Origin of the sequence: Streptomyces sp. NPDC046876 (genome assembly GCF_040645035.1) — a bacterium.
Taxonomy (GTDB): Bacteria; Actinomycetota; Actinomycetes; order Streptomycetales; family Streptomycetaceae; genus Streptomyces.
Genome location: NZ_JBEYXK010000016.1, coordinates 1 through 23494 on the forward strand (window position 1 = coordinate 1; position 23494 = coordinate 23494).

At 72.1% G+C, this 23494-nt stretch carries 20 protein-coding genes; 15 read left to right on the plus strand and 5 right to left on the minus strand.

Going from position 1 to position 23494, the window contains the following annotated elements:
• Positions 1–185 precede the first annotated feature (185 nt).
• Positions 186–1724, plus strand: a complete 1539-nt coding sequence (locus ABZ924_RS12150) for a hypothetical protein (protein ID WP_361907286.1) — start codon at positions 186–188, stop codon at positions 1722–1724.
• On the opposite strand, the gene ABZ924_RS12155 is transcribed toward ABZ924_RS12150, so the two are convergent.
• Entirely contained in the window at positions 1663–2439 is a 777-nt protein-coding gene (locus ABZ924_RS12155; RefSeq protein ID WP_361907288.1) for an alpha/beta hydrolase, read from the minus strand. The genes ABZ924_RS12150 and ABZ924_RS12155 overlap by 62 nt on opposite strands.
• 295 nt (positions 2440–2734) lie before the next feature.
• Between ABZ924_RS12155 and ABZ924_RS12160 the strand changes: the two genes are divergently transcribed.
• The 3 genes from ABZ924_RS12160 (at position 2735) to ABZ924_RS12170 (ending at position 6180) form a co-directional block, all read left to right on the plus strand.
• Positions 2735–3868, plus strand: a complete 1134-nt coding sequence (locus ABZ924_RS12160; RefSeq protein WP_361907290.1) for a hypothetical protein — start codon at positions 2735–2737, stop codon at positions 3866–3868.
• A 269-nt stretch (positions 3869–4137) separates the two neighbouring features.
• Positions 4138–5295 (plus strand): acyl-CoA dehydrogenase family protein, encoded by a 1158-nt coding sequence (locus ABZ924_RS12165; protein WP_361907292.1) that lies wholly within the window; start codon positions 4138–4140, stop codon positions 5293–5295.
• A gap of 6 nt (positions 5296–5301) precedes the next feature.
• Positions 5302–6180, plus strand: coding sequence for an acyl-CoA thioesterase II (locus ABZ924_RS12170; protein WP_361907293.1), 879 nt, complete (start codon positions 5302–5304; stop codon positions 6178–6180).
• Between the two features lie 55 nt (positions 6181–6235).
• Here the strand turns inward: ABZ924_RS12170 and ABZ924_RS12175 are convergent, their stop codons facing one another.
• The gene (locus tag ABZ924_RS12175) at positions 6236–6697 is read right to left on the minus strand and encodes a MarR family transcriptional regulator (RefSeq protein ID WP_361907295.1); all 462 of its coding nucleotides are present in this window, start codon (positions 6695–6697) and stop codon (positions 6236–6238) included.
• A 90-nt stretch (positions 6698–6787) separates the two neighbouring features.
• Here ABZ924_RS12175 and ABZ924_RS12180 point away from each other — a divergent pair, with 90 nt between their 5' ends.
• A complete protein-coding gene (locus tag ABZ924_RS12180) occupies positions 6788–7648 on the plus strand; it encodes an SDR family oxidoreductase (RefSeq protein WP_361907297.1) in 861 nt (286 codons plus the stop codon).
• Between the two features lie 29 nt (positions 7649–7677).
• Here the strand turns inward: ABZ924_RS12180 and ABZ924_RS12185 are convergent, their stop codons facing one another.
• From ABZ924_RS12185 to ABZ924_RS12195, 3 genes are all read right to left on the minus strand, one after another.
• The gene (locus tag ABZ924_RS12185; RefSeq protein WP_361907299.1) at positions 7678–8205 is read right to left on the minus strand and encodes an SMI1/KNR4 family protein; all 528 of its coding nucleotides are present in this window, start codon (positions 8203–8205) and stop codon (positions 7678–7680) included.
• 65 nt (positions 8206–8270) lie between these two features.
• The gene (locus ABZ924_RS12190; protein ID WP_361907301.1) at positions 8271–9083 is read right to left on the minus strand and encodes a phosphatase; all 813 of its coding nucleotides are present in this window, start codon (positions 9081–9083) and stop codon (positions 8271–8273) included.
• Positions 9084–9139: 56 nt separating this feature from the next.
• On the minus strand, positions 9140–9718 hold the full coding sequence (locus tag ABZ924_RS12195) for a TetR/AcrR family transcriptional regulator (protein WP_361907303.1): 579 nt from the start codon (positions 9716–9718) through the stop codon (positions 9140–9142).
• Between the two features lie 99 nt (positions 9719–9817).
• On the opposite strand from ABZ924_RS12195, the gene ABZ924_RS12200 reads away from it, so the two are divergent.
• From ABZ924_RS12200 to ABZ924_RS12245, 10 genes are all read left to right on the plus strand, one after another.
• A complete protein-coding gene (locus ABZ924_RS12200) occupies positions 9818–11434 on the plus strand; it encodes a carboxyl transferase domain-containing protein (RefSeq protein WP_361907305.1) in 1617 nt (538 codons plus the stop codon).
• Between the two features lie 30 nt (positions 11435–11464).
• A complete protein-coding gene (locus ABZ924_RS12205) occupies positions 11465–13600 on the plus strand; it encodes a biotin carboxylase N-terminal domain-containing protein (RefSeq protein WP_361907307.1) in 2136 nt (711 codons plus the stop codon).
• Positions 13597–14538, plus strand: coding sequence for a hydroxymethylglutaryl-CoA lyase (locus ABZ924_RS12210; RefSeq protein ID WP_361907309.1), 942 nt, complete (start codon positions 13597–13599; stop codon positions 14536–14538). Before ABZ924_RS12205 ends, ABZ924_RS12210 begins: the two co-directional genes overlap by 4 nt.
• Before the next feature lie 7 nt (positions 14539–14545).
• The gene (locus ABZ924_RS12215) at positions 14546–15706 is read left to right on the plus strand and encodes an acyl-CoA dehydrogenase family protein (protein ID WP_361907311.1); all 1161 of its coding nucleotides are present in this window, start codon (positions 14546–14548) and stop codon (positions 15704–15706) included.
• A gap of 213 nt (positions 15707–15919) precedes the next feature.
• Positions 15920–16960, plus strand: coding sequence for an ABC transporter substrate-binding protein (locus ABZ924_RS12220; RefSeq protein ID WP_361907313.1), 1041 nt, complete (start codon positions 15920–15922; stop codon positions 16958–16960).
• A gap of 135 nt (positions 16961–17095) precedes the next feature.
• Positions 17096–18022: a siderophore-interacting protein gene (locus tag ABZ924_RS12225; protein WP_361907315.1), complete on the plus strand. Its 927-nt coding sequence runs from the start codon at positions 17096–17098 to the stop codon at positions 18020–18022.
• 233 nt (positions 18023–18255) lie between these two features.
• Complete coding sequence (locus ABZ924_RS12230) at positions 18256–19746, plus strand: aspartate aminotransferase family protein (protein WP_361907317.1); 1491 nt, start codon at positions 18256–18258, stop codon at positions 19744–19746.
• Complete coding sequence (locus ABZ924_RS12235; RefSeq protein WP_361907319.1) at positions 19730–21046, plus strand: SidA/IucD/PvdA family monooxygenase; 1317 nt, start codon at positions 19730–19732, stop codon at positions 21044–21046. The genes ABZ924_RS12230 and ABZ924_RS12235 overlap by 17 nt, the downstream gene beginning before the upstream one ends.
• Positions 21046–21633, plus strand: coding sequence for a GNAT family N-acetyltransferase (locus ABZ924_RS12240; protein ID WP_361907321.1), 588 nt, complete (start codon positions 21046–21048; stop codon positions 21631–21633). Before ABZ924_RS12235 ends, ABZ924_RS12240 begins: the two co-directional genes overlap by 1 nt.
• Positions 21630–23432, plus strand: a complete 1803-nt coding sequence (locus ABZ924_RS12245) for an IucA/IucC family siderophore biosynthesis protein (protein WP_361907323.1) — start codon at positions 21630–21632, stop codon at positions 23430–23432. The genes ABZ924_RS12240 and ABZ924_RS12245 overlap by 4 nt, the downstream gene beginning before the upstream one ends.
• Positions 23433–23494 lie beyond the last annotated feature (62 nt).

The following is a 23494-nucleotide window of genomic DNA, read 5'->3' on the forward strand; positions in this document are numbered from 1 at the left end:
GAAGGCCATCGCGCAGCGACGCGACCGCAGGGAGCGCCCTTGACGCGCCGGCCCGCACCGAAAGGACAATGGGCGGCCGGGACGCCCCCGGACACCCACCGACCCCGCCCCACCGTGACCCCGTCCCCCGGCCCCCGTCCAGCCCTTGAGCCCCGCCCCGGTGTCGTTCCTGCCAGGATGGCCCGATGCCCTCTTCCCTCCCGTCCCACTGGTTGCGCGGTGTTGCCGTGAATCCGGCTGCGCCGGCCGATGTGCTCCTGCGGCTGCTCGATCCCGCTGCGGGTGAGGCCCGTACGGTGCTGTGCCGGGACCGGGATCTTCCCGCCGAGGTGGTCGATGCCATCGTCGCGCACCCCGACTGGAAGGTCCGCCGGGTGTTCGCCCACAACCGGCGTGTCGATCCGGCGCGGCTCCGTCCCCTGGTCCACGATCCCTCGGCCATGGTGCGCGCCTGGCTCGCGGGCGGCCCCCGTCCGCACGCGCGCAAGGCCCGGCCGCTGCCGGACGACATGGTCGAGGCCCTGCTGACCGCCCAGGACGAGGACGGCCACGACGGGATGTTGACGGCAGCCGAGATCGGCTGGGAGGTCTTCTCCTCCCGGCAGATAGCCCCCTCGTTCAGCCGCCGATGGCCCCTGCACGAGAACCCCGCCCTACGGAAGCTCGGAACGGGTTCCTGGCGTGAGCTCGCCCCCGAGCAGCGCGCAGCGCTGCTCGCCGACCCCGACCCGGCAGTGCGCGAGGCGGCACACAGACAGAACCGGACGCTCGACCCCGCGGCCATGGAGGCCGAGCTGCCGGAGCGGGACTGCCACCACAGAGCGGTCCTGCTCACCAACTACGCCGTGTCCCGCACCGTGGTCGAGGCGTGCTTCGCCGACGGGCGGAACCTGTACGGGCTGGCCTGCAACCGCCACACGCCCGCCGATGCCGTCGCGCGACTCGCCCGTAACGCCGCCCCCGAGGTGCGGGAGCGGGTGGCGGCCCGGGCCGACCTCGATGCGGCCCTGCTGGCGGAGCTGGCCGAGGACCCGGACGAGCGGGTGCGGCTCCGCGCCCGGGTGCAACCGCTGCCGCGGACATGGGCGCAGTGCGGTGCCGTCGACGCAGTCGTGCCCCACGGCGACGACTGCGACTGCGACTGCCCGATCTTCGAGCCGTACGAAGGGGTGGACCCCGACTGGTACGCGGCCTGCGCGCGCTCCGAGGAGGTGGTCCTGCGCAAGGTGGCTGCCGGCCATCCCCACCTCCCCGTGGATCTCGTCCGCCTCCTGGCCGGGGACCCCGACCCCGCCGTCCGCCACCGGCTCGCCGTTCACCACCCCCTTGCGCCGCCCGAGTTGCTGCTGGACGCCTTCCTCGCCCGCCCCGGCCAGCGGCCGTACCTGCTGACGCTGCCCGCCCTCCCCCGTACCGGCCTCGCCCGCTTGCTGGACCACGTCGACGCCGACGTCCGGGCGCTGGCCGCCGCCGACCCCACCCTCCCCGAGCCCCCCGTACGGCTCCTCGCCGACCCGGAGGAGCAGGTGCGCCGGGCGGCCGCGGCCAACCCGGTGTTCCCCGCCGGGGCGCTCGACGCGCTGCTGGACGACCCGCGCACCGCCGAGGGCGCGGCGGCCAATCCGAATCTGCCGGCCGCCCGCCTCCACCGGCTGCTGGACCTCAGTGGGCTTCCCGGTCTGCCCGGCGGATCGCGGCGATCGTCGGGACCGGGGCGTTCGTGAGGAAGTCCAGGACGAGGGCGTTGACGAGGGCGGGCTTCTCCTTGGTGAGGAAGTGCGAGGTGCCCGGGACGACGGCGAGCTCGGCGTTCGGGAGGGCGTCGTACATCTCCACCACGTGCTGCATGGTGACCAGGTCGTCGTCGGAGAACATGACCAGCGAGCGGTGCGTGACGGCGGCCAGGTCCGCGGCCTTGAGGTTGGGCTCCTTGGCGGCCATCTCGCCGATCTTCGCGGCGACGACCTTGAAGTGGTCGATGCCGTCCGGGGAGACCTCGCCGTAGGCGGAGCCCAGGAACTGGAAGAGCTGCTCGACGTCCCATTCCATGTCGGGCATGGCCTCGCCCTCCTTGCTGAAGCCGCCACTGATCATGACGAGGCGCTTGACCAGCTCCGGGCGCTGCATAGCCACCAGCATGGCGACGACCGCGCCGTCGCTGTGCCCGACGAGGTCCGCCGGCTCGCCCACGACCGTCTCGAGGAAGGCGATGGTGTCGTCGGCCATCAGCCGGTACGTGATGGGGCCGGGTACGTCCGGGGTGTGGCCGTGGCCGCGACGCTCGGGGGTGTAGACGCGGAAGTGCTCGGCGAGGGGGGCCAGGTTCGGTTCGAAGAACCGGGCGTCGACCAGGCCGCCGTGCATGAGGACGAGCGGCTCGCCCGCGCCGTGCTCCTCGTACCAGGTCTTCACGTCGCCCAGCTGGATGTAGGTGCCCATCGTCTTCCCTCTCCCTCTCCCTGACCCCCGCCCTCCTGGGCGTGTCGTGAAGGTAGACCGGGGCGGGGGGCCCCCAATAATACGCCCCCCCCCCCGAGGGGGGGGCGGCCGGGGCCGCGGGCGGGGTGGTTCTTTCGGGCGGCGCGGGGCCCCGCCCCTCTCCGCCCCCGCCCCCCCCCCGCTTCGGGCAGGCCGACGGTCCCGGTGGCCGGATCACGACTGTTCATCCGGCTCCCGGTATGGCCAGGATGTGTCGGTCATTCGGCTTTCGCACGATGTCGGTCCGGGGGGACACATGGGAACGAGCACGATGCGTACCGGCCTTGCCGCGGCGGCGAGCGTGCTCGCCGCGCTCGCGGCGGCCGCTCCCGTGCAGGCGGCTCCGGGGGGATCCGCCGCGCGGTGCGAGCCGGCCGTCCGGGTGCTGGAGCGGCTGCCCGTGCTCTCGGAGGATCCGTACCCGAGCCCGTACGTGCGCCGCACCCAGGTCAATGCCATCGCCGAGGGGTCGGACGTGGCCGTCGGGATGTCGACGCTGAAGCCCGCGTACTGGATCGGGACCAAGGTGTTCCAGCCGCCGCTTCCGGCCGGCTCCGGTTCGGGCACGATCAAGGACGTCAACCGGCACGGCCTGATGGTCGGCCGGGTGAGCACTCCCGACGGCACGATCGGCTTCAGCTACCGGCACGGCGACCCCGCCATCACCGTCCTGCCCGGCGGGGGCCTGCCGAACAGCGTCAACGACCAGGGCGTCATCGTCGGCGACGTCTGGGTCCCGGAGCAGAACCGGACCGTCGCCATGGAGTGGTACGAGGGCCGGCTCCTGCGCGAACTGTCGGCGCCGCCCGGGTACAAGCTCTACGGCGCGTCCCACATCAACAACGCGGGCGAGGTCACCGGCCCCGCGGCGTCGCTCGCGGCCGCGAACGGGACTCCGGCGCTGTTCTGGCCGGCCGACCGCAGTGTCCCCGCCCGGCCGCTGGCGACCGTCGACGGCACCGAGGGGACGTACAGGGCCGGTGGGCTCGACGACCACGGGCGGATCGTCGGGTACAAGTGGGTGGGTGAGGGGCCGGACCACCACCAGGTGTCCGTCGTCTGGAAGGGCCCCGACACCCCTCCCGCGTACCCGCCCCTGACCCGCGGGGCCGTCAGCGGCACCCTCGACGGCATCAGCCCGCGCACCGGCGTCGCGGTCGGCATGGCCGCCTACCCGCCGGAGCCGGCGCCGGGCCCGTACGCGCTGGCGCAGTACTGGACCGGGCACGGCCCGATGCGCGTCCTGCCGGGGCTGACGCCGACCGGCTACAGCGTGGCGTTCACCGCGACCGACGACGACCGCGTCGGCGGGACCGCCCTGGACGCCGGGAACCGGCCCCAGCCGGTGATCTGGACCTGCGCCTCCCAGCAGGCGTTCGTACGGCGGTAGTGGCTCTGCCGAGTCCCCGCTCCGGCGTCGCCGCGATCACCGCGTGGCAGTGGAGTCCGGTCTCGGCCTCCAGCTCGGCGGGCAGGTCCGGAGCCGGCTCGGCCCGCAGAGGTGGTCGCCGTGGGAGTACGGCGAGTGGTGCGGGTCATGCCGGGACTGCACGAGGCGCTGCCGACAGAGTCTGGACAGGATCGACAACTCGCCGGTAACTTAGTATGAGCAAGCGCTTAGACATAAGCGGCGGACCGCCGCGACGAAGGGAGCCGGCCGTGCGCCGTACGGTGTTCAACGAGGACCACGAGGCCTTCCGGGAGACCATCCGCGCCTTCATAGAGGCCGAGGTCGTCCCCGTCTACGACGAGTGGTTCGCGGCCGGCCAGGCCCCGCGCGAGTTCTACCACAAGCTCGGTGAGCTGGGGATCTTCGGCATCAACGTGCCCGAGGAGTTCGGCGGCGCCGGCCTGGACACGCACAAGTTCGAGGCCGTCCTGTACGAGGAGACCTCCCGCGCGGGCGTCAACTTCGGCGGCTCCGGCGTGCACGTCCTGCTCGCCCTCCCCTACATCAAGATGCTCGCCACCGACGAGCAGAAGAAGCGCTACCTCCCGAACTTCGTCTCCGGCGAGGAGATGTGGGCCCTGGCGATGACCGAGCCGGGCACCGGCTCCGACGTCGCGGGCATGAAGACCACCGCCAAGCTCTCCGAGGACGGCACGCACTACGTCCTCAACGGCGCCAAGACCTTCATCACCGGCGGCGTCCACGCCGACCGCGTCATCGTCTGCGCCCGCACCTCCGCCCCGAGCGAGCAGGACCGCCGCTTCGGCATCTCCCTCTTCGCCGTGGACACCAAGTCCGAGGGCTACTCGATCGGCCGCAAGCTCGACAAGCTGGGCCTGCGCACCTCCGACACCGCCGAGCTGGCGTTCGTCGACGTGAAGGTCCCGGTCGAGGACCTGCTCGGCGAGGAGAACAAGGGCTTCTACTACCTCGGCGCCAACCTGCCCTCCGAGCGCTGGGGCATCGCCTTCGGCGCGTACGCGCAGGCCAAGGCCGCCGTCCGCTTCGCGCAGCAGTACGTGACCGAGCGCACCGTCTTCGGCAAGCCGGTCGCGCACTTCCAGAACACCAAGTTCGAGCTGGCCGCCTGCCAGGCCGAGGTGGACGCCGCCGAGGCCGTCGCCGACCGCGCGCTGGAGGCCCTGGACGCGGGCGAGCTGACCCCGGCCGAGGCCGCGTCCGCGAAGCTGTTCTGCACCGAGGTCGCGCACCGCGTCATCGACCGCTGCCTGCAGCTGCACGGCGGCTACGGCTACATGAACGAGTACCCGATCGCCCGCCTGTACGCCGACAACCGCGTCAACCGCATCTACGGCGGTACCAGCGAGGTCATGAAGTCGATCATCGCCAAGGCGATGGGTCTGTAAGTACCGTTGAACGAGGTACTCACCGATCTCCTCGATCTGCTCGACCTGGAGCAGATCGAGGAGAACATCTTCCGCGGCACCAGCCGTACCTCCCTGGTGCCGCGCGTGTTCGGCGGACAGGTCGCGGCCCAGGCGCTGGTCGCGGCCGGCCGGACCGTGCCCGGGGACCGCACGGCGCACTCGCTGCACTCGTACTTCCTGCGCACGGGTGACCCGGGCGCGCCCATCATCTACACCGTCGACCGCATCCGCGACGGGCGCTCCTTCACCACCCGCCGGGTGGTCGCCGTCCAGCACGGCCAGCCGATCTTCCACCTTTCGGCTTCGTTCCAGGTGGCCGAGGAGGGGCTCGACCACCAGGTCGCCATGCCCGCGGCCCCGGACCCGGAGACCCTGCCGACCGCCGCCGAGGCGCTGCCGGCCTACCGGGACCTCTTCCGCGACCCGGGGACGGTGGAGCGGCTGCTGGAGGCGCGTGGCGCGGTGGACCTGCGGTACGCGACCACGCCGCCGTGGGGCACGATCGGCGAGCCGGTCGAGCCGCGCTCGCAGGTGTGGTTCCGCACCGCCGGGAAGCTGGAGAGCGACGACGCGCTCCTGCACACCTGCCTGGCCACGTACGTCTCGGACATGACGCTGCTGGACTCGGTGCTGCTCGCGCACGGCCGGGGCGGCTGGGCGGTGGGCGACGTGGTCGGTGCCTCACTGGACCACGCGATGTGGTTCCACCGGCCCTTCCGGGCCGACGAGTGGCTCCTGTACGACCAGGACTCCCCCACCTCCCACGGTGGCCGGGGCCTCGGGCAGGCCCGCATCTGGACCCAGGACGGCCGCCTGGCCGTCACGGTGATCCAGGAGGGCGTGGTCCGCGTCCCGCGCGCCTGAACGGCGCAGCGCCCCGCTCTCGCGCCGGGCGCAGCGCTCCGCCCTCGCGCCGTCCTCAGACCTTCGGGCGGGACTTGAGCTTGGCCCAGACGGCTTCCAGGGCGGCGATGTCGCCGTCGTCCAGGAGGTCGTCGAAGACCTCGGCGAGGACCTCGCGGCGGGTGGCGTCGGCCTCGGCGAAGGCGCGGCGGCCCGCGTCCGTCAGGGCGATGCAGACCGAGCGGGCGTCGGTCGGGGAGGGTATCCGCTCCACGAGGCCGCGGGCCTGGAGCGAGTCGGCGACGCGCGAGACCTGGCTGCGGCTGAGCAGCGTCATCGCGCCGAGGTCGGAGGCGGCGACGGGCTCCTTCTGGGCGCTCAGCCACAGCATCACCTCGAACCACGACAGCGGGAGGTCGTGGCGGCGCGCGAGGGCCTGGTCGACTCGGGCGCTGAGCGTGGACCCCGCCCAGACGAGGCCGTAGAAGGCGTGGTCGCGGGGGGTGAGGTGGCCCAGGGTGAGGTTGCTCTTCGCCATGTGATCAGAGTACCGATTGCGTGCACGCACACACAACGATAATGTGTGTGTGCACGCACAGATGCGCTTTCCTCTTCCCGGAGTCCTCTCATGACCGGCAGCACCAGCACCCCCAAGACCGTCCTCATCACCGGCACCTCCACCGGCATCGGCCTGGCCGCGGCCGTGGCGGCCGCGCAGGCCGGGTGGCACACCGTCGCGACCATGCGGGACACCTCCCGCGCGGCTGACCTGCTCGCCGCCGCCCACGAGGCGGGGGTCGCCGACCGGGTCCAGGTCGAGCGGATGGACGTCACCGACGCCGAGTCGGTCGCCTCCTGCGTCGAGCAGGTCGTCGCCGAGCACGGCCGCCTGGACGCGGTGGTCAACAACGCGGGGGCCGGCTTCGCGGGCACCCTCGAGCAGCAGGACGGCATGACGGCCGTACGCGCCTCGATGGAGGTCAACTACTTCGGCGTGGTCGAGGTGACCCGGGCGGCCCTGCCGCACCTGCGGGCCTCCGGCGGCCGGCTGATCACTGTGACCAGCGTCGGCGGCGTCGTCGGCCAGCCCTTCAACGAGGCGTACTGCGCGGCCAAGTTCGCCGTCGAGGGCTTCATGGAGTCCCTGGCCCCGGTCGCCGCCACCGTCGGGGTGCAGGTGGCCCTGGTCGAACCGGGCGCGGTCGCCAGCGAGTTCGTCGCCAACCAGCAGGACGAGATCGCACGGCTGACGGCCGACGCCGGACCGTACGCGCCCGCGCTCAAGGCCTACATCGAGCGGACGGTCTCCTCGTACGGGACCGCCCAGACCTCCGCGGAGGCCGCCGCCCCGCTGGTCGAACTGCTGGACGTGGAGCGGATGCCGCTGCGGATCCAGACCTCGGACTGGGCCCGCACGTTCGTCGCGACGAAGCTCACCGACCTCGACGGCTCGGCGGTACAGACGCTGACCTCCGCCTGGCTGGCCTAGGCCTGGCCGGCAGGCCTCGGCCTCGGGGCCTACACCAGACCGGGCTGCCCGGACTCGCCGAAACGGTGGACCGAGCGCCGCAGGAGGTCGAGGAACTCGGGGAGACCGTGCGCGATCCGGTCGAACCCGCCTTCGTCGGAGGCACTCCGGGAACGCCAGACGGCACCGTCCGCGCCGACCGCGTACTGGATCCCGCCCCCGTCGGAGCCGATGAGCACGGCGGGGGCGGCTGCGCCCGCCTCGGGCAGATCGATGCGTTCGCCGAGCGCCCGGTCGCCGGAGTGCAGGAAGTAGGCGTTGCCGACATCGCTCATGCTCACGGCGCCGATCTCGCCGTAGTACGCGGCGAGGTCGGCGAAGGCCGGGGACTCCTCGGCCAGCCGCCCGGCAGCGGCCCGGTCGGCCGCCTCCGGCGGGTGGATCGCGTTCTCCCCCGGGCCGTAGCCGTACTTCTCCCGGAAGCCGCAGGTCAGGGCAGAGAGGGCCGCCGAGACCTCCTCGCGCCAGGCGGCGAGGGAGGCGGCCGTGAGCGGGGCGGCGGCGTACGGATCGGGCATGGCCCCATCCTCACATCCCGCCACGCCGCCGGGCCGGGCCCGGGCCGGCCCCCGTCAGGCCTGCCTCAGGCCTCCGTCAGGCCCGCCGCGGAGAGCAGGTAGGCGACCATCGGGTCGTAGAAGCGCGGGTCGCGGACGTGGTCGTCCAGGGGGACCGCCACCTGCAGGGTGCCCTCGGCCTCGGCGAGGAACAGGGCCGGGTCGTTGCAGTCCGCGTAGCCCACTGCGTCCAGGCCGCGCTGCGCCGCGCAGCCCGCCCAGCCGTGGTCGGCGACGACCAGGTCCGGCTGCGGGCGGCCGGCCGCGGCGAGGGCGTCCAGGATCGCCGCCATCGGGGCCGGGGAGTGCGTGTGCCACAGGGTGGCGCCCCGCTCCAGCACCGCGACGTCGGCGAACTGCCATACGGAGGCCTCGTCGGCCGTCAGCCCGGCCGGGATCACCACGATCTCGCAGCCCGCGGCGCGCAGGGCCGCGGCCGTGGCCCGGTGGACGTCGAGCAGGCCGCCCGGGTGGCCGGTGGCCAGCAGCACGCTCTGGCGGTCGAGGGCGGCCTTGTGCAGCCGGGCCGCCATGCGGTCCAGGGCGGCCACGGTGAGTTCCGGGTCGATGGTGTCCTGGCCCTGCCGGTGTTCCGCGTCGTCGACGACCCCGCAGCGCTCCGCCATCACGGCGAGCACGTCCTGCTCGTCGCTCCAGCGGTCGCCCAGCTCCAGGCCGAGCCAGTAGTGCCGGTCGCCGTTGGCGAGCTTGCGGTAGTGGGAGAGGTTGTTCTCGCGCGGGGTGGCGACCTGTCCCGCGATCCGGGTGCGCACCAGGTGGTCGATGAGCTCGGCGCGGCTGGGTACGGGCGTCTCTATCGGCTTCGGCATGCGGCCCATTCTGCCGTCGCGTTGCCGGAGGCGGCGGTTCCATCCCAGCCGCCGGACACGTGGCGTCACGGGGACAGCGCCCCGAACGCGCCGTGGGCGAGCCGCCGCAGCAGCGATTCCGTCGCCTCGCGTCCGAGGGCGCCCAGGTGCGGGGTGGAGTTCAGCAGTCCGAAGACGGCGTGGACGGCCACCCGGACCTCCGCCTCGCCGACCTCGGGGTGCAGTTCCCGCACGACTGCCACCCACAGCTCGACGTACTGCCGCTGCAGCTGCCGTACGAGCTTGCGGTCGGCCTCCCGCAGCCGGTCCAGCTCCCGGTCGTGCAGGGTGATCAGCGCGCGGTCGTCCAGGGCGAAGTCGATGTGTCCGTCGATCAGGGAGGCCAGGACGGCCGAGGCGTCGCCCGCGGCCTCCTCCACCCGGCGGCGCCCGCCGGTCAGCAGCCGCTCGCTGATCCCGACGAGCAGCTCGGCGAGCATGGCGTCCTTGCCCGCGAAGTGCCGGTACAGGCCGGGGCCGCTGATCCCCACCGCGGCGCCTATCTCGTCGACGCCGACGCCGTGGAAACCGCGCTCGGCGAAGAGGCGCGCGGCTTCACTGAGGATCTGCTCACGACGGGTCGGGGCGGCCGCTGAAGTGCTCATGGGAATCCATTCTAGACAGGGCCGTTAGCGGTCGTTAACCTAAGCGCCATAGACGTTAACGCTCATTAACCGCGTGGACCGAGCAAGGGAGCTCGACCGATGCAGCAGGCACCCGTGCTTCACAGCGCCGCGGACCCGGCGTCCGAAGCCTGGCGCACCAACGAGGCCGCCCACCGCGAGCTCGCCGAGGGCCTGCGCGCCCGCATGGAGGCGGCCCGCCTCGGCGGCGGCGAGAAGGCCCGCGCCCGGCACACGGCGCGCGGGAAGCTGCTGCCCCGGGACCGGGTCGACACCCTCCTCGACCCCGGATCGCCCTTCCTCGAGCTGGCCCCGCTGGCCGCCGAGGGCATGTACGGGGGCGCGGCCCCGGCGGCCGGGGTCATCGCCGGCATCGGCCGGGTCAGCGGCCGCGAGTGCGTGATCGTCGCGAACGACGCCACCGTCAAGGGCGGCACGTACTACCCGATGACCGTCAAGAAGCACCTGCGCGCCCAGGAAGTGGCGCTGGAGAACCGTCTCCCCTGCCTCTACCTGGTCGACTCCGGCGGCGCCTTCCTGCCGATGCAGGACGAGGTCTTCCCCGACCGCGAGCACTTCGGCCGCATCTTCTACAACCAGGCCCGCATGTCCGGCGCCGGCATCCCGCAGATCGCGGCCGTCCTCGGCTCCTGCACCGCCGGCGGCGCGTACGTGCCCGCCATGAGCGACGAGGCGGTCATCGTCCGCAACCAGGGCACGATCTTCCTCGGCGGCCCGCCGCTGGTGAAGGCCGCCACCGGCGAGGTCGTCACGGCCGAGGAGCTCGGCGGCGGCGAGGTGCACAGCCGCGTCTCCGGCGTGACCGACCACCTCGCGGAGGACGACGCGCACGCGCTGCGGATCGTACGGAACATCGTGGCCACCCTGCCCGAGCGCGGCCCCCTGCCCTGGGCAGTCGAGGCGGCCGAGGAGCCCAAGGTGGACCCGTACGGCCTGTACGGCGCCGTCCCGGTGGACTCCCGCACCCCCTACGACGCCCGCGAGATCATCGCCCGGATCGTCGACGGCTCCCGCTTCCAGGAGTTCAAGTCCGAGTTCGGCACCACGCTGGTCACCGGCTTCGCCCGGATCCACGGCCACCCGGTCGGCATCGTCGCCAACAACGGCATCCTGTTCGCCGAATCCGCCCAGAAGGGCGCCCACTTCATCGAGCTGTGCGACCAGCGCGGGATCCCGCTGCTGTTCCTGCAGAACATCTCCGGCTTCATGGTGGGCCGCGACTACGAGGCCGGCGGCATCGCCAAGCACGGCGCGAAGATGGTCACCGCCGTGGCCTGCACCCGCGTCCCGAAGCTGACGGTGGTCGTCGGCGGCTCGTACGGCGCGGGCAACTACTCGATGTGCGGCCGGGCGTACTCGCCGCGCTTCCTGTGGATGTGGCCCAACGCCAAGATCTCCGTGATGGGCGGCGAGCAGGCGGCGTCCGTCCTCGCCACCGTCAAGCGCGACCAGATCGAGGCCGCCGGCCAGGAATGGCCCCTGGAGGACGAGGAGGCCTTCAAGGCCCCGGTCCGCGCCCAGTACGAGGAACAGGGCAACGCCTACTACGCCACCGCGCGGCTGTGGGACGACGGGGTCATCGACCCCCTGGAGACCCGGCAGGTGCTGGGTCTGGCCCTGACCGCCTGCGCCAACGCCCCGCTGGGCGAGCCGGGCTTCGGCATCTTCCGTATGTGACCTGCGACCTGTGACGTGAGGACCCCCCAGATGTTCAGCACTGTCCTTGTGGCCAACCGGGGCGAGATCGCGGTCCGGGTCATCCGCACCCTGCGGGAGCTCGGAATCCGGTCCGTGGCCGTCTTCAGCGACGCCGACGCGGACGCCCGGCACGTACGGGAGGCCGACACGGCCGTCCGCATCGGCCCGGCTGCGGCCGCCGACAGCTACCTGTCCGTGGAGCGGCTGCTCGACGCGGCCCGCCGCACCGGCGCCGAGGCCGTCCACCCCGGCTACGGCTTCCTCGCCGAGAACGCCGCCTTCGCCGAGGCCTGCGCCGAGGCCGGGCTCGCCTTCATCGGCCCGCCCGCACGGGCGATCTCCCTGATGGGCGACAAGATCCGGGCCAAGGAGACCGTGAAGGCCGCGGGCGTGCCCGTGGTGCCCGGCTCCTCCGGCAGCGGGCTGTCCGACGCCGAGCTGGTCGAGGCCGCCGAGAAGATCGGCATGCCGGTGCTGCTGAAGCCCTCCGCGGGCGGCGGCGGCAAGGGCATGCGGCTGGTCCGCGACGCGGCCGTGCTGGCCGAGGAGATCGCGGCGGCCCGGCGCGAGGCGCGGTCCTCCTTCGGCGACGACACCCTGCTGGTGGAGCGCTGGGTGGACCGGCCGCGGCACATCGAGATCCAGGTGATGGCCGACGCCCACGGCAACGTGGTGCACCTGGGCGAGCGCGAGTGCTCCCTGCAGCGGCGCCACCAGAAGGTCATCGAGGAGGCGCCCTCGGTCCTGCTGACGCCCGAGATCCGGGCCGCGATGGGCGCGGCGGCGGTGGAGGCGGCGCGGGCCTGCGGGTACGTCGGCGCGGGCACCGTGGAGTTCATCGTCCCGGGCGGGGACCCGTCCTCGTACTACTTCATGGAGATGAACACCCGCCTGCAGGTGGAGCACCCGGTGACCGAGCTCGTCACGGGGCTCGACCTGGTGGAGCTGCAGCTGCGGGTCGCGGCGGGCGGCGAGCTCGGGCTCGCGCAGTCCGACGTGGTGCTGACCGGGCACGCGATCGAGGCCCGCATCTGCGCGGAGGACCCGGCGCGCGGGTTCCTGCCGTCGGGCGGCCGGGTCCTCGCCCTCTCCGAGCCGTCCTCGGGCAGCGTCCGTACGGACTCCGGGCTGGTGGCCGGGGTGGACGTGGGCTCGACGTACGACCCGATGCTGTCGAAGGTGATCGCGTACGGTCCGGACCGGGCCGCGGCCCTGCGGGTGCTGCGCGGGGCGCTGGCCGACACCGTGATCCTCGGTGTCCAGACGAACGCCGGGTTCCTGCGGAGGCTGCTGGCCCACCCGGACGTGGTCTCCGGGGAGCTGGACACGGGGCTGGTCGAGCGCGACCTGCCGTCCCTCCTGCCGGAGGGGGTCCCGGCGGAGGTGTACGCAGCGGCTGCGCTGCTGGAGGCGTCTCTCCCCCACCCCGCCCCTTCCCGAAACCGGGCTCTGCCCGGACCCGCACCCCAAACTCCGGCCGGGCCGGAGGGCGCCTGGACCGACCCCTTCTCCGCGGGTGACGGCTGGCGCCTCGGCGGCACCCCGGCCTGGACGGTCCACCACTTCCGCCTCCCTGGCCAGGAACCCGTCCAGGTCCGCACCCGCCGGCGAGGCGCGGAACAGGAACTCCTCTTCGACGCCGCACCCGACAGCGGCGGCGGGGCACATCAAGCCCCGCCGGCGATTGAGGCGCGGGGTCTGGGGCAGAGCCCCGGCGCACCGGCCCGCGGGCGGGTCGTCAGCCTCGGCGGCGACCGGCTCACCTTCGAGCTGGACGGCGTCACGCACCGGTTCGCCCACGCCGCCTCCCCGGAGGGAACCTGGCTGGGCCGCGACGGCGACAGCTGGCACGTGCAGCGGCACGACCCCGTCGCCGCAGCGCTCGGCGGCCGGGGCCACGCAGGGGCCGACACCCTCGCCGCCCCGATGCCCGGCACCGTCACCGTCGTCAAGGTCGCCGTCGGCGACAAGGTGGCCGCGGGCCAGAGCCTGCTCGTCGTCGAGGCGATGAAGATGGAGCACGTCATCTCCGCCCCGCACGCCGGCACCGTCACCGAGCTGGACGTCTCCCCGGGCACCACCGTCGCCATGGACCAGGTCCTGGCCGTGGTCGCCCCCGAGGCCGAAGAGGAGGAGGGCGCATGAACGGGCTGCCCATGGCCGTCCCGGAGGCGGGGCTGCCCGCGCGGGTGCGGATCCACGAGGTCGGCGCCCGCGACGGGCTGCAGAACGAGAAGTCGGCCGTGCCGACGGCGGTCAAGGCCGAGTTCATCCACCGGCTGGCCGCCGCCGGGCTGGGCACCGTCGAGGCGACCAGCTTCGTGCACCCCAAGTGGGTGCCCCAGCTCGCGGACGCCGAGGAGCTGTTCCCGCAGCTCGGCGACCTGGCCGCGGCCGGGGTGCAGCTGCCGGTGCTGGTGCCGAACGAGCGCGGGCTCGACCGGGCGCTGGCCCTCGGTGCCGACCGCATCGCCGTCTTCGGATCGGCCACCGAGACCTTCGCCTCCCGCAACCTCAACCGGACCGTCGCCGAGTCCCTCGCGATGTTCGAGCCGGTCGTGGCCCGGGCGAAGGAGGGCGGGGCGCACGTGCGCGGCTACCTGTCCATGTGCTTCGGCGACCCGTGGGAGGGGGCGGTCCCCGTCCACCAGGTCGTCCGCACCGCCAAGGCCCTGCTCGACCTCGGCTGCGACGAGCTCAGCCTCGGCGACACGATCGGCGTCGCCACGCCCGGCCACGTCCGGGCGCTGCTCGGCGAGCTGAACGAGGCCGGCGTGCCCACCGACCGGATCGGCGTGCACTTCCACGACACCTACGGGCAGGCCCTGGCGAACACCCTCGCCGCCCTCCAGCACGGCGTGACCACGGTCGACGCCTCCGCCGGCGGCCTCGGCGGCTGCCCGTACGCGAAGAGCGCCACCGGCAACCTCGCCACCGAAGACCTGGTGTGGATGCTCGACGGCCTCGGCATCGAGACCGGGGTCGATCTGGCCGCCCTCACCGCCACGAGCGTGTGGATGGCCGAGCAGCTGGGACGCCCCAGCCCCTCCCGTACCGTCCGCGCCCTCTCCCACAAGGAGTAATGAAGACATGTCCCTCGACCACCGGCTCACCCCCGAGCACGAGGAACTCCGCCGTACCGTCGAGGCGTTCGCGCACGACGTGGTCGCGCCGAAGATCGGCGACTTCTACGAGCGGCACGAGTTCCCGTACGAGATCGTCCGCGAGATGGGCCGTATGGGCCTGTTCGGGCTGCCGTTCCCCGAGGAGTACGGCGGCATGGGCGGCGACTACCTCGCCCTCGGCATCGCCCTGGAGGAGCTGGCCCGCGTCGACTCCTCGGTCGCGATCACCCTGGAGGCGGGCGTCTCCCTGGGCGCCATGCCCCTGTACCTGTTCGGCAGCGAGGAGCAGAAGCAGCAGTGGCTGCCGAAGCTCTGCTCGGGCGAGGTGCTGGGCGCCTTCGGCCTGACCGAGCCCGGCGCCGGCTCGGACGCGGGCGGCACCCGCACGACCGCCGTCAAGGACGGCGACTCGTGGGTCATCAACGGCTCGAAGTGCTTCATCACCAACTCCGGCACGGACATCACCGGCCTGGTCACCGTCACCGCCGTCACCGGCCGCAAGGCGGACGGCCGCCCGGAGATCTCCTCGATCATCGTGCCGTCCGGCACCCCCGGTTTCACGGTGGCCGCCCCCTACTCGAAGGTCGGCTGGAACGCCTCCGACACCCGCGAGCTGTCCTTCGACGACGTCCGCGTGCCGCTGGCCAACCTGGTCGGCGAGGAGGGCCGCGGCTACGCGCAGTTCCTGCGGATCCTGGACGAGGGCCGTATCGCCATCTCGGCGCTGGCGACCGGTCTGGCGCAGGGCTGCGTCGACGAGTCGGTGAAGTACGCCAAGGAGCGGCAGGCCTTCGGCCGTCCCATCGGCGAGAACCAGGCGATCCAGTTCAAGCTGGCCGACATGGAGATGCGCGCCCACATGGCCCGCGTCGCCTGGCGTGACGCCGCCTCCCGCCTGGTACACGGCGAGCCGTTCAAGAAGGAGGCGGCGATCGCGAAGCTGTACTCCTCCACGGTCGCGGTGGACAACGCGCGCGACGCCACGCAGATCCACGGCGGCTACGGGTTCATGAACGAGTACCCGGTCGCCCGCATGTGGCGCGACTCCAAGATCCTCGAGATCGGTGAGGGCACGAGCGAGGTGCAGCGCATGCTGATCGCCCGCGAGCTGGGTTTCGCCGGCTGAGGTGAGGGAACCGCCGATGTCCGGCGCGGGCCACGGACCCGCGCCGGACATCGGCATGTCCGCGTTCGGGAGCAGTCCCGTCGGCAGTCCCGTCGGCAGCCGCAGCGGTCGATCCGGGCCTTGCACCACCGACCTAGATCCGCTTAGGTTAGGCTTACCTTCTCACCCGGCGGCTTTGTCGTGGCCCCGGCATGCACGAAAGCGGACACCGACATGCCCAAGTCCCGTACCCTCCCCCTCTCCCGGCGCGGCCTCATCGCCGCCGGCGGCGCACTCGGCCTCGTCGCGGCGCTCACCGCGTGCGGCGGCTCGGCCAAGGACGGGGCGGGCGACAAGGACGGCGGCGCCGCGGCCTCGGGCGCCTGGACCTTCAAGGACGACCTGGGCAAGGAGATCAGCCTCAAGGCCAAGCCGAAGAACGTCGTCGCCTACACCGGCACCGCCGCCGCGCTCTACGACTACGGCGTCCAGGTCAAGGGCGTCTTCGGCCCGACCAAGACCGCCGACGGCAAGCCCGACGTGACGGCCGGTTCGATGGACATCTCCAAGGTCGAGATCCTCGGCAACGTCTACGACGAGTTCAACATCGAGAAGTACGCCTCCCTGGCGCCCGAGCTGCTCGTCACCAACACCTGGGACGGCACGTACTGGTACGTCCCCGAGGCCTCCAAGGACAAGATCCTGAAGCTGGCCCCGGCCGCCGCGGTCGGCGTCGGCGGCGACGTCTCCATGGACAAGGCCCTGGCGCGCACGGCCGATCTGGCCAAGGCCCTGGGCGCCGACCTGAACACCAAGAAGGCCACCGACGCCAAGGCCCGCTTCGAGGCCGCCGCCGCCAAGGTCCGCGAGGCCACCAAGGCCAACCCGGGCATCAAGGTCCTGGTCGGCTCCGGCTCGGACGCGAGCTTCTACGTCTCCACGCCCAAGACCTCGGCCGACCTGAAGTACTTCGAGTCCCTCGGCGTCGAGTTCGTCGCCCCGGAGAAGGACAAGCTCGACCAGGGCGGCTTCTTCGAGACCCTCAGCTGGGAGCAGGCCGGCAAGTACAAGGCCGACCTGGTCCTCCTCGACAACCGCACCGGCACGCTCCAGCCCGACGCCCTGAAGGCCAAGCCGACCTGGAACGAGCTCCCCGCGGTCAAGGCCGGCCAGGTCGCCCCGCGCGTGACCGAGCCGATCTACTCGTACGACAAGTGCGCCCAGGTCCTGGAGGACCTCGCCAAGGCGATCCAGAACGCCAAGAAGCTCGGCTGACCCGCGCCGACCGGCACCTGAACGCCGGGCCGGGCCGGCGGCCACCGCCCCGCCCCGGCCCGGCGTTCGCATGTCCCGACCGCCGCCCGGCCGCCCGCGCCCGGCGCCCACTCGCACCCCAGGGGGACCCTCCGCATGACCGCCACCGCGCCCGACGCCGAGTCCGCCGATGCCGCTGAGGCCACCGAGGCCGCGGCCCACTTCCGCTTCTTCGCGCCGGAGGTGGTCCGCACCCGCCGGCTCGGCCACTCGTTCCTGCGGGTCACCTTCGGCGGTGCGGGCCTCGCGGGCTTCCGCTCGGGGGGCTGGGACCAGAGCCTGTCGCTCTTCCTGCCGCCCGCCCACCGGGAGCACACGGCCCTGCCGTCCACGGACGAGGCCACCTGGTTCGGGGCGTGGCGGGGCATGCCGGACGACGAGCGGCCGGTGATGCGCTCGTACACCGTGCGCGAGCAGCGCACGGCACCCGACGGTGCGGTCGAGGTGGACATCGACTTCGTCCTGCACGGGGATTCCTCGCCGGCCTCCGCCTGGGCGGGGAGGGCGGTGACGGGCCGCCGGATCCTGGCCATCGGGCCGACCGTCGCGGAGAACAAGTCCGTACGCTTCCAGCCGCCGGCCGGCAGCACCGACGCGCTGGTGATGTACGCCGACGAGACCGCGCTGCCCGCGGCCGCGGCGATCCTGGAGCGGCTCGCCGCCGGCACGCCGGTGAAGGCCTTCTTCGAGGTCCCGCACGAGCGCGACCGGCTCGAACTCGCCACCTCCGCCGCTGCCGACATCACCTGGATCGTGCGCACGGACGGGCCGGGCCGGGCCGAGCGCGTGGTGGAGGCGGTGCGGGCCGCCGAACTGCCGACGGGGCAGGCCCCGTACGCCTGGCTGGCCGGCGAGGCGGGCACGGTCCGCGCCGTCCGGCGCCACCTGGTGCAGGAACGTTCCCTCGACCGGCGCGCGGTGCGTTTCACCGGCTACTGGCGCCTGGGCGCGAGCGAGGAGCAGCTGCTCGCCGAGGCGTACGCGGGACAGGCGCCCAGCGAGGAGCCGTCGGCGGAGCTGTAAGACGGCTCTGCAGGCTCCGGCTCTGCAGGACGCCAGCTCTGCAGGACTCCGGCTCTGCAGAACTCCAGTGCGGCACAAGCGTTTTCGCACCCGCCCCACGAGCAACTTCAAGAATCCTGCGATGGGCCCCGGCTTTCCCGGCCGGGGCCCATCGCCATTTGGATCACAAGTAAGGTTAGGCTAACCTAAGCCACATCTTCCCCGCCCCCCTCTCCCCGCCCGGAGGAACGTTGATGCGCTCGCATCTGCTGAATGAGACGACCGCGGAGCACTACCGGCGTTCCGTCACGGAGGGCGTGGAGCGCGTCGCCGCCAAACTGGCTTCCACCGAGCGCCCGCACACCGGGATATCCCTCGACGAACTCGCCCCGGTCATCGAGGGCATCGACCTGGACCGGCCGCTGGAGGACCCGGCCGCCGTCCTCGACGAGCTGGAGGAGGTCTACCTGCGCGACGCGGTGTACTTCCACCACCCGCGCTACCTGGGCCACCTCAACTGCCCGGTCGTCATCCCCGCCGTACTCGGCGAGGCCGTCCTCTCGGCCGTCAACTCCTCCCTGGACACGTGGGACCAGTCCATCGGCGGCACGCTCATCGAGCGCCGCCTGATCGACTGGACCGCGCAGCGCATCGGCCTCGGCCCGGCCGCGGACGGCGTCTTCACCTCCGGCGGCAGCCAGTCCAACTTCCACGCCCTGCTCCTGGCGCGCGACGAGGCCTGCCGGAAGGTCATGCAGGGCAGCGGGCGCGCCCTGACCAAGGCCGAGGTCCTGCCGCGCCTGCGCATCTTCGCCTCCGAGGCCGGCCACTTCAGCGTCAAGAAGTCGGCCGCCATGCTCGGGCTGGGCTACGAGGCCGTCATCGCGGTCCCCGTCGACCGCAACCGCCGCATGGACACCTCCGTCCTCGCCCTGGAGCTGGAGGAGTGCGCCGCGGAGGGCCTCGTGCCGATGGCCGTCGTCGCCACCGCCGGCACCACCGACTTCGGGTCCATCGACCCGCTCCCGGAGATCTCCCGCCTGGCCGCCGAGCACGGCACGTGGATGCACGTGGACGCCGCCTACGGCTGCGGACTGCTGGTCTCCCCCACCCGCCGGCACCTCCTCGACGGCATCGAGGCGGCCGACTCGGTCACGGTCGACTACCACAAGTCCTTCTTCCAGCCCGTGAGCTCCAGCGCAGTGCTGGTCCGCGACCGCGACACCCTCCGGCACGCCACGTACCACGCGGACTACCTCAATCCGCGCCGGATGGCCGAGGAGCGGATCCCCAACCAGGTCGACAAGTCCATCCAGACCACGCGCCGCTTCGACGCCCTCAAGCTCTGGATGACGCTGCGCACCATGGGCGCCGACGGGATCGGCTCGCTCTTCGACGAGGTCGTCGACCTCGCCGCCGCAGGCTGGGAGCTCATCGACGCCGACCCCCGCTTCGAGGTCGTCGTCCGCCCGCAGATCTCCACCCTGGTCTTCCGCTACGTGCCCCGCCCGGATGCCGGCGAAGTGCGCGCCGACCTGGTCGACGAGGCCAACCTGCACGCCCGCAAGGCGCTGTTCGCCTCCGGCGAGGCCGTCGTCGCAGGCACCAAGGTCGACGGGGACCAGTACCTGAAGTTCACCCTCCTCAACCCGCAGACCACCACGGCCGACATCGCGGCCGTGCTCGACCTCCTCGCGTCCCACGCCGAGCAGTACCTGGGAGAATCCCTTGCAGTCGTCTCGTGAGCCTCGTGACCCCCGCCGGACCCGTGATTTCATCGGTATCGGCCTCGGTCCCTTCAACCTGGGACTCGCCTGCCTGACCGCACCGATCGACGAGCTCGACGGCCTCTTCATCGAGTCGAAGCCGCACTTCGAGTGGCACGCCGGGATGTTCCTGGACGGCGCCCACCTGCAGACGCCGTTCATGTCGGACCTGGTCACCCTGGCCGACCCCACCTCGCCCTTCTCCTTCCTGAACTACCTGAAGGACCAGGACCGGCTGTACTCCTTCTACATCCGGGAGAACTTCTACCCGCTGCGGACCGAGTACAACGACTACTGCCGCTGGGCCGCCGACCGGCTCGACAACGTCCTGTACTCCACCTCCGTCACCGAGGTCGTGTACGACGCGGGCGCGGAGCTGTACGAGGTCCGCACGGACGGCGGAGAAACGTTCCGCTGCCGCCGCCTGGTGCTGGGCACCGGCACCTCGCCGCACATTCCGGACGCCTGCGCTCCCCTGGCCGGGGACTTCATCCACAACTCCGCCTACATGGCGCACAAGGCGGAGCTCCAGAAGAAGCAGTCGATCACCCTGGTCGGCTCCGGCCAGAGCGCCGCGGAGATCTACTACGACCTCCTCACGGAGATCGACACGTACGGCTACCGGCTCAACTGGGTGACCCGCTCGCCGCGCTTCTTCCCGCTCGAGTACACCAAGCTCACCCTGGAGATGACCTCCCCGGAGTACGTGGACTACTTCCACGCCCTCCCGGAGGACACCCGGTACCGCCTGGAGACGCAGCAGAAGAACCTGTACAAGGGCATCGACGGCGACCTGATCAACGCGATCTTCGACCTGCTCTACCAGAAGCGGGTCTCCATGCCCGGCCCCGTCCCCACCACTCTGCTCACCAACACCGCCCTGCACAGCGCCGCGTACGACACCACCACCGGCACGTACACGCTGGGGCTGCGCCAGGAGGAGCAGGAGCGCGACTTCGCCCTCGCCTCCGAGGGCCTGGTGCTGGCCACCGGCTACAAGTACGCGACCCCGGAATTCCTGAACCCGATCAGGGACCGGCTGAACTTCGACGGCCGCGGCCGCCTGGACGCCGGCCGCAACTACGCGGTCGACGTGACCGGCCGCGGGGTCTACCTCCAGAACGGCACGACCCACAACCACTCCCTCACCTCGCCCGACCTGGGCATGGCGGCGTACCGCAACGCGTACATCGTCGGGGAGCTGCTCGGCCGGGAGTACTACAAGGTCGAGAAGTCCATCGCGTTCCAGCAGTTCTCCGCCCCGGAAGGCACCCTGTAATGAGCACCACCGACACCCTCTACGCGCGCGAGGACGCCGTCCTCGGCGGCTTCGCGGTCCGCCCGATGGACCCGCTCGCCGATGCGGAGCTGCTGCACGCCTGGGTGACCCACCCCAAGGCGGCGTTCTGGATGATGCAGGACGCCTCTCTGCCCGACGTCGAGCGCGAGTACATGCGCATCGCGGCTGCCGAGCACCACGACGCGTTCATCGGCCTGCACGAGGGCCGGCCGGCCTTCCTGATGGAGCGCTACGACCCGAGCCGGCTGGAGCTCGTCGGCCTGTACGACGCCGAGCCCGGCGACGTCGGCATGCACTTCCTCGTCGCGCCCGGCGACACGCCGCTGCACGGCTTCACCCGCGCCGTCATCACCACGGTGATGGCCGCCCTGTTCGCCGACCCGGCGACCCGGCGCGTCGTGGTCGAGCCCGACGTGGCCAACACGGCGGTCCACGCCCTGAACGAGGCCGTCGGCTTCACTGTGCACGGCCCAGTGCAGAAGCCGGAGAAGCAGGCCCTGCTCAGCTTCTGCACCCGCGAGCAGTTCGAGGCGGCCACCGGCCTGGCCACGGGAGCGTCGATATGAGCCTCGCCGACGCGATCTCCCACCTCTCCCCCGAGCTGTGGGCCCGCGCGAACCGCGCGCTGGTCCGCAAGGCGCTGGCGGAGTTCTCCCACGAGCGCCTGCTCACCCCGGCACCGGTCGGCGACGGGTCCCCGCACGGCTCCTCGTACGCGGTGACCAGCGACGACGGCACGGTGGAGTACCGCTTCACGGCCGTCCGCCACGCCCTGGACCACTGGGTCGTCGACGAGGCCTCGATCAGCCGCGTCCTCGTCCGCGACGGCGCCGAGCTGCCGCTGGACGCCCTCGACTTCCACATCGAGATGCGCGAGGCCCTCGGCCTGAGCGCCGAGGTGCTGCCGGTCTACCTGGAGGAGATCTCCTCCACCCTGGCCGGCTCGGGCTTCAAGTACACGAAGCCCCAGGTCCCTTCCGCGGTCCTCGCGAAGTCCTCCTTCCAGGACATCGAGACGGGCATGACCGAGGGCCACCCCTGCTTCGTCGCCAACAACGGCCGCCTGGGCTTCGGCGTCCACGAGTACCTGTCGTACGCGCCGGAGGCGGCGAGCCCGGTGCACCTGGTGTGGGTGGCGGCCCGCAAGGACGTGTCCACCTTCACGGCGGGCGCCGGCCTGGAGCACGACGCCTTCATGCGCGCCGAGCTGGGGGCGCAGACCATCGCCGCCTTCGAGGCGAAGATGGCCTCGCTCGGCCTGGACCTCGCGGACTACCACCTGCTGCCGGTCCACCCCTGGCAGTGGTGGAACAAGACCACGGTCACCTTCGCGGCCGAAATCGCCAACCGCCGGCTGGTGCTGCTCGGCGAGGGCGCGGACGCGTACCTGGCGCAGCAGTCGATCCGCACCTTCTTCAACACCACCGCCCCGGAGAAGCACTACGTCAAGACTGCGATCTCGGTCCTGAACATGGGCTTCATGCGGGGCCTGTCCGCGGCGTACATGGAGGCCACCCCGGCGATCAACGACTGGCTGCACCGCCTGATCGAGAACGACGAGGTCCTGCAGTCGGTGGACTTCTCGATCATCCGGGAGCGGGCGGCGATCGGCTACCACCACCGCCAGTACGAGCGCGCCACGGACCGCTACTCGCCGTACCGCAAGATGCTGGCCGCACTGTGGCGCGAGTCGCCGGTGCCGTCGCTCAAGGGCGAGGAGCGCCTGGCCACGATGGCCTCGCTGCTCCACGTGGACGGCGAGGGCCGCTCCTTCGTCGGCGCGCTGATCGAGGAGTCGGGCCTGACGCCGGCGGAGTGGCTGCGGCACTACCTCCGGGCGTACCTGGTTCCCCTCCTGCACTGCTTCTACCAGTACGACCTCGCGTACATGCCGCACGGCGAGAACACGATCCTCGTCATCGAGGGCGGCGTGGTGAAGCGGGCGATCTTCAAGGACATCGCCGAGGAGATCGTGGTGATGGACCCGGACGCGGTCCTCCCGCCGGCGGTCGAGCGGATCCGGGCGGACATCCCGGAGGACATGAAGCTGCTGTCGATCTTCACGGACGTCTTCGACTGCTTCTTCCGCTTCCTCGGCTCGATCCTCGCCACCGAGGGCATCTGCGAGGAGGACACCTTCTGGCAGGCCGTGGCCGACTGCGCCCACGACTACCAGGACTCGATCCCGGCCCTCGCGGACCGCTTCGCCCGCTACGACCTCTTCGCGGACGAGTTCCAGCTGTCCTGCCTGAACCGGCTCCAGCTGCGCAACAACAAGCAGATGGTCGACCTCGCCGACCCGTCGGCAGCCCTCCAGCTGATCGGCACCCTCAAGAACCCCGTCGCGCCCTTCGCGCGGCGGTAGGCGGAGAGGGGCGGGCCGGCCGCGCGATACGGTCCCTCGCGCACCCGGCCCACCCCCACGCC